This is a genomic window from Pseudomonas sp. BIGb0381, from assembly GCF_024809815.1.
GTDB lineage: Bacteria > Pseudomonadota > Gammaproteobacteria > Pseudomonadales > Pseudomonadaceae > Aquipseudomonas.
In genome coordinates this window covers 37,254-54,647 of the sequence record NZ_JANUEN010000016.1, presented here as the reverse complement: position 1 = coordinate 54,647, position 17,394 = coordinate 37,254, and the positions used below count along the sequence as shown (strand labels likewise).

12 protein-coding genes are annotated in these 17,394 nt (G+C 63.2%); all 12 read left to right on the top strand.

Going from position 1 to position 17,394, the window contains the following annotated elements; translation table 11 throughout:
- The first annotated feature begins 14 nt into the window (after nucleotides 1-14).
- The 12 genes from M2397_RS28235 to M2397_RS28180 all read left to right on the top strand — a co-directional run bounded on the left by M2397_RS28235 (nucleotide 15) and on the right by M2397_RS28180 (nucleotide 17,337).
- Nucleotides 15-1,619, top strand: a complete 1,605-nt coding sequence (locus tag M2397_RS28235) for a glycosyltransferase family 39 protein (RefSeq protein ID WP_259244876.1) — start codon at nucleotides 15-17, stop codon at nucleotides 1,617-1,619.
- 116 nt (nucleotides 1,620-1,735) lie between these two features.
- The gene (locus tag M2397_RS28230; RefSeq protein ID WP_131700491.1) at nucleotides 1,736-2,569 is read left to right on the top strand and encodes a sulfotransferase; all 834 of its coding nucleotides are present in this window, start codon (nucleotides 1,736-1,738) and stop codon (nucleotides 2,567-2,569) included.
- 53 nt (nucleotides 2,570-2,622) lie between these two features.
- Nucleotides 2,623-8,946, top strand: coding sequence for an Ig-like domain-containing protein (locus M2397_RS28225; RefSeq protein ID WP_259244875.1), 6,324 nt, complete (start codon nucleotides 2,623-2,625; stop codon nucleotides 8,944-8,946).
- Nucleotides 8,947-8,986: 40 nt separating this feature from the next.
- On the top strand, nucleotides 8,987-10,501 hold the full coding sequence (locus M2397_RS28220) for a TolC family protein (RefSeq protein WP_167657005.1): 1,515 nt from the start codon (nucleotides 8,987-8,989) through the stop codon (nucleotides 10,499-10,501).
- Entirely contained in the window at nucleotides 10,485-11,096 is a 612-nt protein-coding gene (gene cysC / locus M2397_RS28215; RefSeq protein ID WP_131700494.1) for an adenylyl-sulfate kinase, read from the top strand. The genes M2397_RS28220 and cysC overlap by 17 nt, the downstream gene beginning before the upstream one ends.
- A 9-nt stretch (nucleotides 11,097-11,105) precedes the next feature.
- Entirely contained in the window at nucleotides 11,106-11,351 is a 246-nt protein-coding gene (locus tag M2397_RS28210; RefSeq protein ID WP_184745680.1) for a DUF2789 domain-containing protein, read from the top strand.
- 240 nt (nucleotides 11,352-11,591) lie between these two features.
- A complete protein-coding gene (locus tag M2397_RS28205; protein ID WP_065941015.1) occupies nucleotides 11,592-12,002 on the top strand; it encodes a MarR family winged helix-turn-helix transcriptional regulator in 411 nt (136 codons plus the stop codon).
- Nucleotides 11,999-14,077 carry an FUSC family protein gene (locus M2397_RS28200; RefSeq protein WP_259244874.1) on the top strand — a complete coding sequence of 693 codons (2,079 nt, stop codon included), beginning with the start codon at nucleotides 11,999-12,001 and terminating at the stop codon, nucleotides 14,075-14,077. Before M2397_RS28205 ends, M2397_RS28200 begins: the two co-directional genes overlap by 4 nt.
- Entirely contained in the window at nucleotides 14,074-14,283 is a 210-nt protein-coding gene (locus tag M2397_RS28195; protein WP_012721577.1) for a DUF1656 domain-containing protein, read from the top strand. The genes M2397_RS28200 and M2397_RS28195 overlap by 4 nt, the downstream gene beginning before the upstream one ends.
- Nucleotides 14,280-15,170 carry an efflux RND transporter periplasmic adaptor subunit gene (locus M2397_RS28190; protein ID WP_090401202.1) on the top strand — a complete coding sequence of 297 codons (891 nt, stop codon included), beginning with the start codon at nucleotides 14,280-14,282 and terminating at the stop codon, nucleotides 15,168-15,170. The genes M2397_RS28195 and M2397_RS28190 overlap by 4 nt, the downstream gene beginning before the upstream one ends.
- Entirely contained in the window at nucleotides 15,167-16,609 is a 1,443-nt protein-coding gene (locus M2397_RS28185) for an efflux transporter outer membrane subunit (RefSeq protein ID WP_259244873.1), read from the top strand. Before M2397_RS28190 ends, M2397_RS28185 begins: the two co-directional genes overlap by 4 nt.
- Nucleotides 16,610-16,704: 95 nt before the next feature.
- Nucleotides 16,705-17,337, top strand: a complete 633-nt coding sequence (locus M2397_RS28180; protein WP_131700499.1) for an NADH:ubiquinone oxidoreductase subunit N — start codon at nucleotides 16,705-16,707, stop codon at nucleotides 17,335-17,337.
- Nucleotides 17,338-17,394: the final 57 nt, after the last annotated feature.

Genomic DNA, 17,394 nt, shown 5'->3' with positions numbered 1-17,394 from the left:
GCAAGGGAATTGAGGTGCGACGGTCTGTGGTAGAGCAAGACGAAAAGGTTGCGGCCGTTGCCGCTTACAACGGCGCTTGGGCAGGTGCCGGATGGCTGAGCCGGCTATGGTGGTTTCCGATTCTGGCGCTGGCCATGGCCCTGCGTTTTTATGGCCTGACGGCGGCGGCGATCTGGGGCGACGAAGGCTCCAGCCTGCTGCTGAGCGAATACGCCGTGGGCGACCTGTGGTTTCACGCCGCGCACGATGTGCATCCACCCCTGTATTTTTTCATGCTGCGTGGCTGGATCGAACTGTTTGGCGACGGGATCTGGTCCATACGCAGCATGAGTGCGATGCCCGGCGTGGTGGTTGTGGGGCTTGGCGTCTGGCTGACACGCCAGCTGTCGACCCAGCGTGCCGCCGTATTGGCCGGCGTACTGCTGGCGCTGATGCCCACGGCGGTGCGCTACAGCCAGGAAGTGCGGATGTATTCGCTGCTTGGCGTGTGGCTGCTGGCCGCCACGCTGGCGCTGGTGTATTGGGTGCGTCAGCCCGAACGCAGTCGCTGCCTGGTGGCCTATGTGTTGCTGATGGCCGCCGGTTTCTACACCCACTACTTCACCGCGTTGTGCGTGCTGGTGCATTGGGCGTGGCTGGGCGTGCTGTGCACGTCCCAGCGGCCTGGCGAGCGCTTGATTCTGCGTCGGCAGTGGTGGCTGGCCAACGTGACCATCGTGCTGTTGTACCTGCCTTGGCTGCCGAACCTGCTGGGCCTGGTGCAGCATGTCGATGAACTCAAGGTGGGCGGCGATGTAGGCTGGGAAGAACCGGTCAGCCTGCTCTCCGTGCCGTCGATGATCTGGCAGTTCCTGCTCCAGGATGAGGGACTGGGCATTTGGGCGCCGCTGTTCTGGCTGTTCCCGTTGCTGCTGCTGGGCGTGGTCGGTGTTACGGCCTGGCGTGATCGCGAGCGTTATCGTCCGGCCAGCCTGTTGGCGCTGTTCTTCCTGTTGCCGCTGTTACTGGTCTACGGCGTGTCGTTTATCTCCCCGGTGTTTATCGAGCGTTACCTCACCGTATACGCCCTGGGGTTGCCGATTCTGGTGGCGATAGCCATCGACCGCTTGCCCTCGCGCCTGTCTTTGCCGGGTGCGGCGTTGTTCGTGCTGTTGGTCGGTGTGGAACTGCTGGGGTTGAAGAATAACTTTACGGTGGATGAACATGACCAGTTCAACGGGCCAGTGGAGTTCGTCAATCGCAACTACCAGGAAGACGACCGCATCGTCCTCAGCGACATGCTGTGGTACCTCAGCTACGTGTATTACGACCAGACCGACGCCCAGTTGCAGCTCTACACCCCGCCCAAGGCCGATGGCACGCCAACCCGGCCGAATGCCTACGGCTTTGGCACCCTGGTGGACCAGGACGGTGGGCGCATCTACCTCGACCGCTTGTCGGATTTGCCGGCCGATACCCGGCGTGTCTGGCTGATCAGCAGCAACGAACAACCGGACGAATTTGCGCCGCTGCCGGCGGATTGGCGACTGATCAGCCAACAAGACGGCGGCGGGGCGAGGGCGCGTCTCTACGTGCTATGCCGAGGGCCAGCGCCCTTGCGCCCGGAAGGTTGCCGCTAATACCTATTCGTTATGAAAGGAATGTCAAAATAGTGGCAACTGCGTCCTAGTGGTGCGTGCAATCCTCAGCTACTCTTCGACGACAAATGGATGTTGTCCTACAAAGTGGTGAACGGATGCAGTATCACTTTATCTCGGGTTTGCCGCGTTCCGGCTCGACCCTGCTTTCTGCGATCCTGCTGCAGAACCCGCGTTTCCACGCCGGCATGAGCAGCCCGGTGAGCCCTTTGTTCAACGGGGTTCTGGCGCAATGCAGCGCTGGCAGCGAGTTCGGCTCGGTGATCGATGCCATCACTCGCCGCCGTTTGTTGCGCGGTTTGTTCGACGCTTATTACGCGGATAAAACCTCCACCCCGGTGGTGTTCGACACCAACCGCCAGTGGTGTGCGCGGATGCCCGCACTGCATGACCTATTCCCCCAGGCCAAGGTAATCGCCTGTGTGCGCAACGTGGCGTGGGTCTTGGACAGCCTTGAACGCCTGTTCCGCGCCAATCCGTTCGAGAACACCAAACTGTTCAACGACGATGACGAGCGCAACACCGTCTACAGCCGTTGCGAAACCCTGGCCCAGCGCAATCGCTTGGTGGGCTTTGCCTGGACGGCGCTCAAAGAGGCTTATTACGGCGAGAACGCCGAGTCGTTGCTGATCGTCGATTACGACTTGTTGAGCCAGGCCCCGGAGCGCGTGATGCGGCTGGTGTATGAGTTCATCGGTGAAGCGTGGTTCGAACATGATTTCAACCACCTGACCTACGACGCGCCGGCCTTTGACCAGGCGCTGGGGCTTACCGGCCTGCACAAGGTCAAGCCCAAGGTCGCCCCACAAGCCCGGCGAACCCTGTTACCGCCGGACCTGTTTGAAAAGTATGCCGCATTGTCGTTCTGGCGCGATGGGTCTGCCAGTGCGGCCAATGTCATTCGTATGAAAACCGACGCCGCGATCAACTGATTGCGGCTTTTCTTTTTTTGCGTGTTCAAAGCGTTCGAGTTCAGGTGATCGTCATGTGGTGGAGCAAAGGCAAATCGCGGGTAACCGAGGGTGCACACGCCCTGGCATCGCCAATGATCATGTTCCTGGAGCCGCGAATGCTGTTCGACGGTGCGGTGGCGGCAACCGTGGCCGATGCCGCGCAGCCGGATGCCCAGCCCACGGCCGAGGCGGTCAAGACCCCCACGGCGGATCAGCCGGCGGACACTCACGCGCCCCAGGGCCAGGTCGATGCGACCCACGCGGCGGTGCCGGGCAAAAGCGTGCTGTTCGTCGACTCCCGAGTCAAGGATTCCGCCAGCCTGCTCGAGGGCGTGGCGCCCGGTACCCAGGTGATACAACTGGATGCGACCAAGGACGGTTTGCAGCAGATCGCCGATTACCTGGACAGCCACCAGGGCGTCAGCTCGGTGCAGATCATCGCCCACGGTAACGCCGGCGATTTGTGGCTTGGCAACAGTTACCTGTCGGCGGATAACGTCCAGACCCGCAGCGAGGTACTGGCGCAGATCGGCCAGGACATGAACGTCGGTGGCGACATCCTGATCTATGGCTGCTACACCGCCGAAGGCGAGCGTGGCTTGAGCCTGGTCGATTCATTAGCGCAGTTGACCGGCCGCGACGTGGCGGGGTCAAACGACCGCACCGGCCTGGGTGGCGACTGGGACCTGGAAATCGCCACAGGCAATATCGAAAGTGCCAACGTGTTGTCGGCCAGCGCCATGAGCGAGTATCAATGGGGCCTGGCCACTTGGACCGCCACCAACAATTTCAATAGCGGCGTGGGCTCCCTGCGCGCCGCCTTGGCGTCTGCACAGAACGGCGACATCGTCACCTTCAATGCCGGCATGACCATCGGGCTGACGTCGGTGCTGGTGGTCGATAAAAACATCACCATCGACGGTGACCTCAATAACGACAACGTTGCTGACGTGACCCTCGACGGCCAGTACCGCACCCAGATCATGAACGTGACGTCCGGCACCACGGCCACGCTTGATGGCCTGGTGATTACCCGGGGGATGAAGGCGGGCGATGGCGGTAACGGCGGTGATGGTGCGCTGGTGTCCCAGGGCGGCGGTATTTACAACGCCGGCACCTTGACCCTGAAAAACGTCACGGTGACCGCCAACGCCGCTTCGGGCGGTGGCGGCGGTGGGGGTGTAACGCCGCAGTACGCCGGCGGCGGCGGTGGTGGTGGTGGCGCGATCACCGGAGGTACCGGTGGCAGGGGGGGCGATACGCTCAACTCCACGGGCTCCAACGGCTCGGCGGGGCAAGGCGGTGCAGGCGGTGGCTTCTTCAACATCGGCGGGCGTGGCGGTTCCACCACCGGTGGTGCGGGCGGCGCGGCGTATCCGGGCTACAGCACCGGTTCGGCTGGCGGTAGCGCGGTCAGTGGCGGATTGTCCATTGGCGGCGGCGGCGGCGGTGACGGGTACAACGACATCGGCGGCGCTGGCGGCGGCGCGGTGGGGGGGATCTACAACGACACCGGCGCGACCCTGCGGATCATCGGCAACACGGTCATCTCCAACAACGTCGGCGCGGGCGGCGGCGGTGGCGGTGGCGGCGCGGGTGGTGGCTACTTGCAAGCGGGCGGAGCGGGCGGCGTCGGTGTCGGTGCCATCTGGAACAAAGGTTCGATCCTGATGACCGCAGCCAACTTCGCTGCCCTGGCCGGCAGCGTCAGCAACGTCGGCGGCAGTGGCGTGGGGGGCACAAGTGCGGGCACTGCGGGTGTTTCGCCTGCGTCGGTGGCCAACATCTACAGTGATGGCGGCACCCTCGACACCAACTATGTGCCGGACGAGACGCCACCCACAGCGACCGTCGTGGTCGCCAATACCAGCCTGAACTCCGGCGGTACGTCGTTGGTGACCATCACCTTCTCCGAAGCCGTGACCGGCCTCACTGCGGCAGACCTGACGGTGCAGAACGGCAGCGTCGGCACCTTGACCACTGGCGACGGCGGAATTACTTGGACGGGAACGTTGACCGCGGCCAGCAATATCGCCGACACCACCAATATCATCACGCTGAACAACACTGGCGTGGCCGACCTGGCCGGTAACGCCGGCGTGGGCACCACCGACTCGAACAATTATGTGGTCAACGATACCGTGGCGCCGACCGCATCCATCGTGATCGCCGACACGGCCCTCAGGATCGGTGAAACCAGCCTGGTGACCATTACCTTCAGCGAAGCGGTGAGCGGTTTCACCACCGCCGACCTGACCGTGGCCAATGGCTCTCTCACGGGCCTGAGCAGCAGTGACGGTGGTATCACCTGGACGGCCACGCTGACGCCGGACGCGGTGATCACCGATGCGACGAATCTCGTTGTCCTCAATAACACGGGTGTGTCGGACCTCAATGGCAACGCTGGCGTGGGGACCACCAACTCCAACAACTACGCCATCGACACACAACGCCCCACCGCCACTGTCGTGGTGAGCGACACCGCGCTGCGCATCGGTGAAACCTCCGGGGTGACCATCACCTTCACCGAGGCCGTGAGTGGTTTCACCCTCGCCGACCTGAGCGTTGCCAATGGCGTGTTGAGTGGGCTGAGCAGCAGCGATGGCGGCATTACCTGGACCGCGACGCTCACCCCGAGCGCCAGCACCAGCGACATCACCAACCTGATCACCCTGGACAACACCGGCTTGAGTGACCTGGCGGGCAATACCGGCAGTGGCACCACCGACTCCAATAACTATGCCGTCGATACTCTGCGCCCGACCGCCACCATCGTGGTGGCCGACAACGCCTTGAGCATCGGCGAAACGTCCCTGGTCACGATTACCTTCAGTGAGGCGGTGACCGGTTTCACCCTGGCCGACCTGACCGTTGCCAATGGCGTATTGAGCGGGCTGAGCAGCAGCGATGGCGGCATCACCTGGACCGCGACGCTCACCCCAAGCGTCAGCACCAGCGATGCCACCAACCTGATCGTCCTGGCCAATACCGGTGTGGCGGACGCGGCCGGAAATGTTGGCAGTGGTACCACCAGCTCCAACAACTACGCCGTCGACACCCAGCGCCCCAGCGCTACCATTGTGGTGGCCGACAACGCTTTGAGCGTCGGCGAAACCTCGCTGGTGACCATCACCTTCAGCGAAGCGGTGACAGGTTTTACCAGCGCCGACCTGACGGTCGCCAACGGCACGCTTACCGGCCTGAGCAGCGGCGACGGCGGTATCACCTGGACCGGCACGCTCACGCCGAGCGCCAATACCAGCGATGCCAGCAACCTCATCACCCTGGACAACACTGGCGTGAGTGACGCGGCGGGCAACGCTGGCAGCGGCACCACCGACTCCAACAACTACGCCATTGATACCCTGCGCCCGACCGCGACCATTGTGGTGGCCGACAACGCGCTGAGCATCGGCGAAACGTCCTTGGTCACTATCACCTTCAACGAGGCGGTGACCGGTTTCACCCTGGCCGACCTGACCGTCGCCAACGGCAGCCTCAGCGGCTTGAGCACCAGCGACAACATCACCTACACCGCGACCTTCACCCCAAGCGTCGGCACCAGCGATGCCACTAACCTGATCACCCTCAGTAACACCGGCGTCGTGGATGGGGCGGGCAACGTCGGCAGCGGCACCACCGACTCCAACAATTATGCCGTCGACACCCAACGCCCCACCGCGACCATCGTGGTGGCTGACAACGCGTTGAGCGTCGGCGAAACCTCGCTGGTGACCATTACGTTCTCCGAGGCGGTCAACGGTTTCGACAATTCGGACCTGAGCGTGGCCAACGGCACGTTGAGCGCGGTCAGCAGCAGTGATGGTGGTGTCACCTGGACTGCCACCTTCACACCGGCCCTCGGTGTCAGCGACACGTCCAATGTGATTACCCTGAACAATACCGGCATCAATGATGCTGCGGGCAACACAGGTACCGGCACCACCAGCTCCAATAACTACCAGGTCGACACCAACGTGCCGACGGCGACCATCGTCATCGCCGATACCACGCTGAGTATTGGCGAGACATCGTTGGTCACGGTGACCTTCAACTCGGCGGTCAGCGGGTTCGACAATGCGGACCTGACCGTCAGCAACGGCACACTCGGCACCATGAGCAGCACCGACGGCGGCGTCACCTGGACCGCCACGTTCACACCGAGCTCCAGTATTTCCGACACCAGCAACGTGATCACCCTGGACAATACCGGCTTGGTCAACGGCGCAGGCAACGCAGGCGTGGGCACCACCGATTCGAACAACTACGCCGTCGACACGGTTCGGCCGACCGCGACCATCGTCGTGGCCGACACCGTCATTGCCGTCGGCGAGACCTCACTGGTGACCATTACCTTCAGCGAGGCCGTGACGGCGTTCACCAGTGCTGACCTGACCGTCGCCAACGGTGTGGTTTCGGGGCTGAGCAGCAGTGACGGCGGCATCACCTGGACGGCGGCCTTTACGCCGACCAATGGCGTCACCGACACCAGCAACGTCATCACGCTTAACAGTGGAAGCGTCGTTGACTTGGCCGGCAACGCCAACGTTGGCACCACCGATTCCAACAATTACGCGCTGGATACCCAGCGCCCAACCGCAACGATCGTGCTGGCCGATTCCAACCTGAGTGTCGGCGAAACCTCGTTGGTGACCATTACCTTCAGCGAGGCCGTGAGCGGTTTCAGCAACGATGACCTCAGCGTTGCCAACGGTACCCTGAGCACTGTCAGCAGCAGCGACGGCGGCGTGACCTGGACCGCAGTCTTCACCCCGACCCTCGGTGTGCGGGACACCACCAACCTGATTACCCTGGACAACACCGGCGTGAGTGACGCGGCGGGCAATACCGGAACCGGTACCACCGATGGCGCCAACTACAGCATCGATACGCAGGTGCCGACGGCAACCATCGTGGTCGCCGATACATCGCTGAACATCGGTGAAGCCTCGCTGGTAACCATCACCTTCAGCGAAGCGGTGAGCGGTTTCGACAACAGCGACCTGGCCGTCAGCAATGGCACGCTGAGCAACGTGTCGTCCTCCGACGGCGGCATCACCTGGACGGCCATGTTCACGCCGAGCGCGAGTATTTCCGATGCCAGCAACGTGATCACGTTGGACAATGCCGGCGTGAGCAATGTCTCCGGCAACGCAGGTGTCGCCACCACCGACTCCAACAATTTCACGATAGACACCCAGCGCCCAACCGCGACGATCTCCGTGGCTGACAACAACCTGGGCATCGGGCAGACCACCACGGTGACCATCGGCTTCAGTGAAGCGGTCAGCGGTTTTGATCTGTCGGACCTGAGCGTGGCCAATGCTGTGTTGTCCAACCTGGCCAGCAGCGATGGCGGTAAAACCTGGACCGCCACCTTGACGCCGACGGCGGCCATCAGCGATGCCACCAACCTGATCGTAATGGATACCAGTCTGGTGAATGATGCAGCGGGTAACGTCGGCAGCGGAATCGTAATTTCCAACAACTTTGCGATTGATGGGGAGCGGCCTACTGCGACCATCAGCCTAGCTGACCCCAGCCTGACAGTTGGCCAGACCACCACCGTGACCTTCACCTTCAGCGAGAAAGTCACCGGTTTCGACCTGGATGACCTCAGCGTCGCCAACGGCACCTTGTCCAATCTGGCCACCAGCGATGGCGGCAAGACCTGGACCGCGACCCTGACGCCGACGGCGAATATCAACGACCCGAGTAATTTCATCACCCTCGACACCAGCCTGGTGGCTGACCTGGCTGGCAACGCCGGCAGCGGTTTTGCCAACTCCGATAACTTCGGGGTCAACACCCTTGCACTGACCGGCGACCCGCTGTTTCGCGTCACCGACCCGGTTGCGCCCCAGGACGCGCCGAACCCGCCGTTGCAGCCCATCATTTTCGGCCGCCCAAGTGGCGACCTGGGTTCACCCATCGGCTTCCCGCCGCTGTTTGAACAACGTGAAATGGGCGCAGGCCTGCCGCCGATCGGCCGTATTTTCATCAACGACGGCGCCTCGTCACCCAGCTATATCGCCCAGGTGTTCAGTACCGATGGCAGTGGCGACGGCAGCGGCAGTGGTTTCCTCGGCTTCGGCGCTGGCGACGGCGGGGTGTTTGGCTCAAGCACGTTGTCGGGCCTGTTCAACCGCGACACCGGTGGCAACGATAGCGGCTTCAAGGCGTTCGACAGCAAGTCGATCAAGGGCGGCGGCGAGGCGGCCCAAGGCCTGCGCGGCGTCTTTGGTGCACCGACCCTTGGCCAGCAATTGCAACAGCTCGACGACAAACAACATCGCCAGGTAATCGACCTGGCCCACGCACTGCAACAGATCGGCATCAGCGAAATGCAGGCTTGAATACAACTAATTTCGAGGCAGGAACAGGGGCAGTACAAGGATGAATACACGTCATAAGGTGTTCGGCGCCAGCTTGCTGGTGCTGGCGATCAGCGGTTGCGCGGTCACCAGTAAGCCGATTGAACGCAGTGTCAGCGAGCAACGCGCCCGCAATGATCTGCAAGGCATGTACACGGGACAGGAACCCCTCAGCGGCCCGCTTACCTTGCACCAGGCCATGGCCCGCGCAGTGAAATACAACCTCGAAGGCCGCTTGAAGGTGATGGAAGAAGCCTTGGCCAAGCGCCAGTCGGACCTGTCCAGCTTTGACATGCTGCCGCGTATGGCGCTGTCCGCCGGCTACGCCGGGCGCAACAATACTAACGCCTCCAGCAGCCAGAGCGTGCTCACCGGTACCCAGTCCCTGGAACCCTCGACCTCTCAGGACCGCGACCGTCGTGTGGCAGACTTGACCATGGTGTGGAACGTCCTCGACTTCGGCGTCAGCTACATCAGTGCCAAACAGCAGGGCGACCAGCGCCTGATCATCCAGGAGCGTCGCCGCAAGGTCATCAACACCATCGTCCAGGACGTGCGCTCGGCCTATTGGCGAGCGGTGGCGGCCGAGCGTCTGCTGACCCAGATCGACAGCCTGATGGCGCGGGTCGACCAGGCCCAGACCGACAGCCAGAGCATGAGCGAGCAGCGCATCGGCGACCCGGTCCAGGCCCTTGGCTACCAGCGCTCATTGATCGAGGCCACACGCCAGTTGCAGGAACAGCGCCGCGCCTTGTCCCTGGCCAAGACCGAACTGGCAACCTTGATCAACCTGCCCATGGGCACTGACCTGAAACTGGCCACGCCGGACGATTACGTGGTGCCCCAACTCAAGGTCAACCTGGCGAGCCTGGAACAGGAAGCCCTGGCCAATCGCCCGGAATTGCGTGAGCAGGACTACCAGACCCGCATCAGTGCTGCCGAAACCCGCAAAGCCATGCTGCGCCTGCTGCCCGGCCTGGAGTTTTCCGCCGGTGGCCACTACGACAGCAACTCGTTCCTGGTGGACAACCGCTGGGCCGACTACGGCGCCAAGATCACCTGGAACCTGTTCAACGTGATCTCCGCCCCGGCCGCCATCGACGTCGCCAAGGCCGGTGAAGAAGTCGCCACTGCAAGGCGCCAGGCCATGTCCATCGCGGTACTGGCCCAGGTCTACGTGGCCAACGCCAACTTCCAGGATGCCGTGCGCCAGTTCAAGACCAACGAACAACTGGCCAATATCGACGGGCAGATCCTCACCCAGCTGCGCAACCGCCACCAGGCGGCGGGCCTGGGCGAACTCGACCTGATCCAGGGCGAGCTCAACACCCTGCAAGCCGACCTGCGCCGTGACCTGGCCTACGCCGACCTGCGCAACGCCTACGGCCAGATCTTCGCCAGCGCCGGGCTCGACCCGCTGCCGGAGCAACTGGACTCCGACCGCGTGCAAAGCATCGCCACCGCCCTGGCCAGCCGTGAATCGGCCTGGGCCGCCGGCAACATCACCGCACCGGTGCCGCGTGCCGTCGCCCAATAACCTGGTGGCGCCGACGGCGAGCATCACGCGCCGTCAACGCGAGGCGCGCAATGGCCATCGCGCAGTGGCGATCCTGCTCACCGGCTTGCCCGCCTCGGGCAAGTCGACCCTGGCCCAGGGCCTGCAGGCCGCGTTCTTCGAGCAAGGGCGCCAGAGCATCGTGCTCGACGGCGATGCCTTGCGCGTGGGACTCAACAAAGACCTGGGCTTTGCCGAGAGCGACCGCCTGGAAAACATCCGCCGCGCCAGCGAACTCGCGGCGTTGCTGGTGGACAACGGGCAGATCGTGATCCTGGCGCTGATTGCGCCCCTGGTGCAATTGCGCGAGGTCTTCGCCGAGCGCCTGGGCGCCGATTATCGGGAAGTGTGGTGCAATGCTTCGCTGGCGGTTTGTGAGCGTCGCGACCCCAAAGGTCATTACGCCCGCGCACGCCGGGGCGAACTACCGGGGTTTACCGGCATTGGTTCGCCGTACGAGCCACCGCCCCACGCGTCGCTGGAACTGGATACCGGCGTGCTGTCGGCACAGCAGGGCGTCGAGCGGTTGTTGGCCTGGTTGGCGCCTGAACTAGACTCTGGGCATTCATCTTCTTAGGAGCCCGCCATGCAATCGCCCGTGCACAGTTTGCCGTCACTGTTCAAACAGCTTGGGCTGCCGGATGACCCGGTCAGTATTGATCAGTTTGTGACCGCCCACTCGCCACTCAAGCCGGATCTGAAATTGGCAGATGCGTTTTTCTGGACGGAGAGCCAGAAAGCGTTTTTGCGCGAGGAAATTCTGGACGATGCGGATTGGGCGGAAGTGGTGGATGAGTTGAATCTGATGTTGCGGGGTGGGCGAGGGGTGTAAATGTGGGAGGGGGGCTTGCCCCCGATGGCGGTGGATCATCTAACGAATCTGTTCACTGACACTCCGCTATCGGGAGCAAGCCCCCTCCCACATTCGTCCAGCGGTGTTGCCACTGAATCGCTCCACCCATCGCTAAATTGTTTCAAAACTTGACGCATCTAGCGCCTTTCTTCATATTGATAGTTAGCAAACTAACTGTATGCGAACTATCCAGTGCCTCCATCCCTCGAACAACTCCAGATGAACCTCAGCAGCAGCATGGTGGTGGGCGCCCGTAACTGGCGCAAAATCTGCCAGAGCACGCTGGTCAGCTATGGCATCTCAGAAGCCTGCGCCGTGCCGCTGTTGATGATCGGCCGCCTGGGCGACGGGGTGCATCAGGTCAAAGTGGCCCAGGCGTCGGGGATGGAAAGCCCGTCGCTGGTGCGTCTGCTCGACCGGCTGTGCCATGACGGCTATGTGTGCCGTACCGAAGACATCCACGACCGCCGCGCCAAGGCCCTGAGCCTGACCGAGCGTGGGCGCGAGTTGGTGCAGGCGGTGGAGGTGCAACTGGTGCGCCTGCGCCGCGAAGTGCTGGCGGACCTTCCGACCGCCGATATGGAAGCCGCACTGCGCGTACTGCGGGCCTTTGAGGCGGCGACGCTTTGAACGGATTTTTTACCGGTTTTCCGCCCGCCCGTGACTGGTTCTATGGGGTTCGTACCTTCGCCGCGTCGATGATCGCGTTGTACATCGCCATGCTGATGCAAATGCCGCGTCCGTACTGGGCGATGGCTACGGTGTATATCGTCTCCAGCCCGTTTGTCGGTCCTACCAGTTCCAAGGCGTTGTACCGCGCCATCGGCACCTTGATGGGGGCGGCGGCGGCGGTGTTTTTTGTGCCGATGTTTGTGCAATCGCCGTACATCCTGGTGGTGGTGATCGCGCTGTGGACGGGCACCTTGCTGTTCCTCTCCATGCACCTGCGCACCGCCAACAACTATGCCTTGATGCTCGCCGGCTACACCTTGCCGCTGATCGCCCTGCCGGTGGTGGATAACCCGCTGGCGGTGTGGGATGTGGCCGAGGCGCGCACAGAAGAAATCTTCCTCGGCATTGCGGTCGCGGCGGTGGTGGGCGCGATGTTCTGGCCACGGCGCCTGATGCCGGTGTTCGATGGCGCGGTGGCCAAGTGGTTCAGCGACGCCCAGGTCTACAGCCAGCGCTTTCTCACCCGCAATGTGCAGCCGGAAGAAGTCAGCACCCTGCGCGGCGGCATGGTTGCCACCTTCAATACCCTTGAATTGATGATCGGCCAGCTGCCCCACGAAGGCGCGCGGCCGCAGACGGTGCGCAATACCAAGGAATTGCGCGGGCGCATGATCCACCTGCTGCCGTTGGTGGAGGAACTCGACGATGCGCTGTATGCCGTCGAACAGCGTGCGCCGCAGTTTCTAGAGCAACTGACGCCGCTGCTGGAAGCCACCCGGCAGTGGCTGGAAAACACCACCGAAAGCGCACCGCTGGAACGCTGGCGCGCCCTGCGTGACCAGGTCGACGCCCAGCAACCCCACGGCGAAGCTTTGGATGACCGCCACACGCTGCTGTTCTCCAACGCCCTCTACCGCCTCGGTGAGTGGATCGACCTGTGGCAAGACTGTCGCAGCCTGCAAGCCGCCATCCAGTGCGAAAGCCAGGACACCTGGCGTGCCGTGTACCGCCACTGGCGCCTGGGCCGGCTCACGCCGTTCCTCGACCGTGGCCTGATGTTCTACTCGGCGTTTTCCACCGTCACCGCGATCATCGTCGCTTCGGTACTGTGGATTCTGCTGGGCTGGACCGACGGCGGCAGCGCGGTGATCCTGGCAGCGGTGGCCTGTAGCTTTTTCGCCTCGATGGACGACCCGGCACCGCAGATCTATCGGTTCTTTTTCTGGACCGCCATGTCGGTGCTGTTCGCCAGCCTCTATCTGTTCCTGGTCCTGCCCAACCTGCATGATTTCCCGATGCTGGTACTGGCGTTCGCGGTGCCGTTCATCTGCATCGGCACGCTGACCGTGCAGCCACGTTTTTACCTGGGCATGCTGCTGACGCTGGTGAACACCTCGTCGTTCATCAGCATCCAGGGCGCCTACGACGCAGACTTCCTGAACTTCGCCAACGTCAACCTGGCCGGGCCCGTGGGCCTGCTGTTCGCCTTTGTGTGGACGTTGATCGCACGGCCCTTCGGCGCCGAACTGGCGGCCAAGCGCCTGACCCGTTTCAGCTGGCGCGACATCGTCGGTCTGACCGAGCCCGCTACTCTGAACGAACACCGGCACCTGGCCGCGCAAATGCTCGACCGCCTGATGCAGCACCTGCCGCGCCTGGCGTTGATCAACCAGGACACCGGCAGCGCCCTGCGCGACTTGCGCGTGGCACTCAACCTGCTCGACCTGCTGGCCTATTCGCCGCGCATCCTCGGCGTACCGCGGGTGCTGCTCAACCAAGTGGTGGAAGGTGTGGGCGGTTACTTCAAAGCCTGCCTCAAGGCGGGTGAACGCTTGCCCGCGCCCAGCGGTCTGCTGATGACCCTCGACCGCACGCGCCGCGCCCTCAACGGCCAGGGCCTGCAAGACGAAGACGATACCCGCCTGCACCTGCTGCACGCGCTGGCCGGCCTGCGCCTGGCCTTGTTGCCGGGTGTGGAATTCATTGGCGGCACGGAGATGGAAGCGCCGCTACCCGATGGAGCGCCTTTATGATCGGTGACCTGGACATCAGCGGGGTGTTCCTGCCCACGCTGCTGGTGCTGATGGGCATTACGTACGTGTTATTCCTGGTGGTTCACGGGCTGTTGACCCGCGTCCACTTCTATCGCCTGGTCTGGCACCGGGCATTGTTCAATGTGGGGCTCTACGCGCTGTTGCTGGGCGCGGTGGACTCACTCAGTCGATACCTGATGACATGAAAAAACCTTTTTTGACCATCGGCCGTGTAGTCCTGACGTTGTTGATCGTGAGCTTCGCGGTCGTCGTTGTGTGGCGCATGGTCATGTACTACATGTTTGCCCCCTGGACCCGTGACGGCCACATCCGTGCCGACATCGTGCAGATCGCGCCCGACGTGTCCGGGCTGATCCAGCGCGTCGATGTACGCGACAACCAACTGGTGACCAAGGGGCAGGTACTGTTTGCCGTGGACCAGGACCGCTTCAAGCTGGCCCTGCGCCAAGCCCAGGCCGCCGTGGCCGACCGCCAGGAAACCCTGGCCCAGGCCCAGCGCGAGTACAAGCGTAACCGTGGCCTCGGCAACCTGGTGCCCAGCGAGCAACTGGAAGAAAGCCAGTCCCGCGTTGCCCGCGCCCAGTCGGCCCTGGCCGAAGCGCAAGTGACGGTGGATTCGGCCCAACTCAACCTCGATCGCTCCGTCATCCGCAGCCCGGTGGACGGCTACGTCAACGACCGCGCGCCGCGTACCCAGGAATTCGTCACCGCCGGGCGGCCGGTGCTGTCGGTGGTGGACAGCAATTCCTTCCATATCGACGGCTACTTCGAAGAGACCAAACTCGACGGCATCCACGTCGGCATGGGCGTCGACATCCGTGTGATCGGCGACAACGCCCGTCTGCACGGCCATGTGCAGAGCATCGTCGCCGGTATCGAAGACCGCGACCGCAGCAGCGGCTCGAACCTGCTGCCCAACGTCAACCCAGCGTTCAGCTGGGTGCGCCTGGCCCAGCGGATTCCGGTGCGCATCGCCTTTGACGATGTACCGGCGGACTTCCGCATGATCGCCGGGCGTACGGCGACTGTGTCGATCATTGGCGACAAACCCAATGAGGGAGCCAAGCCATGAAGCAGCTTTGGGCAACCGCTGCGCTGGGGTTGTTGCTGTCGGCCTGCCAAGTGGTGGGGCCGGATTACAAGCTGCCGCCAACGTCTGCCGTCAACCGCGCTGACCTGCAAGGGCAGCTGGCGGGCGAGGGCAACAACGTGGTGTCGGCGCCAGTGCCGGCCGACTGGTGGAAGCTCTACAAAGACCCGCGCCTGGACGAGTTGGTGCGCCAGGCCATGGCCTCCAACACCGACCTGCGCGTGGCCGCTGCCAACTTGCAGCGCGCGCGTTATCAGACCCAACAAGCTGAATCTGCCGGCGGCTGGAGTGCCGGCGCCAAGGCCGAGGTGCAGCGCCTGCAGGAATCCGGCGAAGCGTTTTTGCAGGCGGACAAAGTGCCGGTGGACAACATCGGCAGCGTGGGCATTACCACCTCGTATCAATTCGACCTGTTCGGCACCTTGCAACGTGGCATCGAAAGCGCCCAGGCCAGCGCCGATGCGGCCCAGGCTGCGGCCGATACCGCGCGCATCACCCTGGTGGCCGATGTGGTGCGCTCCTACACCCAGGTGTGCGCGGCCAACGAAGAGCTGGCGATTGCCAACGAGTCCCTGGACCTGCAAGCCCAGAGCACCAAGCTGACTCAACGCCTGCGCGACGCGGGCCGTGGCGATGAAACCCAGGTCACCCGCTCGCAAACCCAATACAAATCCTTGCGCGCCGACATGCCGCGCTACGAAGCGGCGCGCCAGGCCGGGCTGTTCCGCCTGTCGATGCTGCTGGCCAAGCCAGTGGACCAACTGCCGGCGGGCACCGGCACCTGCGCCGAGCTGCCGCACATCGCCCAATTGTTGCCGGTGGGCGACGGCGCGGCACTGCTCAAGCGTCGCCCCGACGTGCGCCAGGCCGAACGCCAACTGGCCGCCGCCACCGCGCGTATCGGCGTGGCCACCGGCGCGTTGTACCCGGACATCGCCATCGGCGCCACGGTGGGCACCGTGGGCCTGCTCGACAACCTCGGCCAGCCGGCGACCAACCGCTGGGGCTTCGGCCCGATGATCAGCTGGACGGTGCCGACCAACGGCGCCCGTGCGCGTATCCACGAAGCCGAAGCCGCGACCCAGGGCGCCCTGGCGCATTTCGACGGCGTGGTCCTCAACGCCATCCGCGAAACCCAGACCGGCCTGGCGCAATACACCGCCGTGTTGCAACGGCGCGAGGCGCTGGCGGACGCCGAGCACTCTGCCCAAGAGGCTGCGGACCAGACCCACCGGTTCTTCCAGGCCGGCCGCGAATCGTTCCTCGCCGACCTGCAAGCCACCCGCACCTACACCGCGATGCGTGCGCAACTGGCGGCGGCGAACACTCAGGTTGCCATGAGCCAGATCGATCTGTTCCTGGCCCTGGGCGGCGGCTGGGAAAGCGGACGAACGCAAGCGTCACAGCCCGGCAAACCCTGAGCGAATGACTATGCTTTGTCAGGTGGAGCGCACTGCGGTTTGACGGGCAGGTGCTCCCCTGACACTGCTCGCGTTTGCTCATGGGGATTCCAATAATGAAAAACCCTTATGCTCCCGCTTTCTGGTGCGTGCTCTTCGCACTGGTGTTGTTATCGGCCGCGTATTTCTACGGCGTCATGCTCGCCCATCAACTCGACAAGGCCATGGTGTTTCTCGACAGCGCCTGCCTGGTGATCGGCACCCTGTCCATCGGCGTCGTCGCCTGGGCCTCTTACCAAAATCAACGGGTCAAGAAAAAACTCCTGGAACAAGGCAAGACCCGCGTAGCGATCTGGGACACCAAGGTCGCGCTGCGCCGGGTCGAAACCGTGTTCGACCGCTATTTCTGGGGCAGCTATTGGCAGCCTGGGCGCACCTTCCAGGAGGTCATGGGCGACCTTACCGGCACGCCCCTGGAAAAAAGCCTCGAAGTCCTGAAAAAACAGTGTGTATTGCTGGATCGGCAGGTCGCCGAGGGCCGGCATTGGCTCAATAACGCGCGGGAATTGTCCGACGTTGCCACGCAGATGGCCCGTGAGCGCTACCAACTGGACTTCTGCGACCCCAAGTCCGACACCCCCGGCAATGCGGTCATACACCGCGAGTTTGAGGTGCTGGTATACACCTGGACGGCACGCCTGAAGAGTTTCGACCACCAACTCGACGAGATCGAATTGGAGTACTCGTGAACCAACTGCACGCCTGACCCCTCTGAGAAAGCTGGGCCGTTCGCGGCTGCCAGTGCT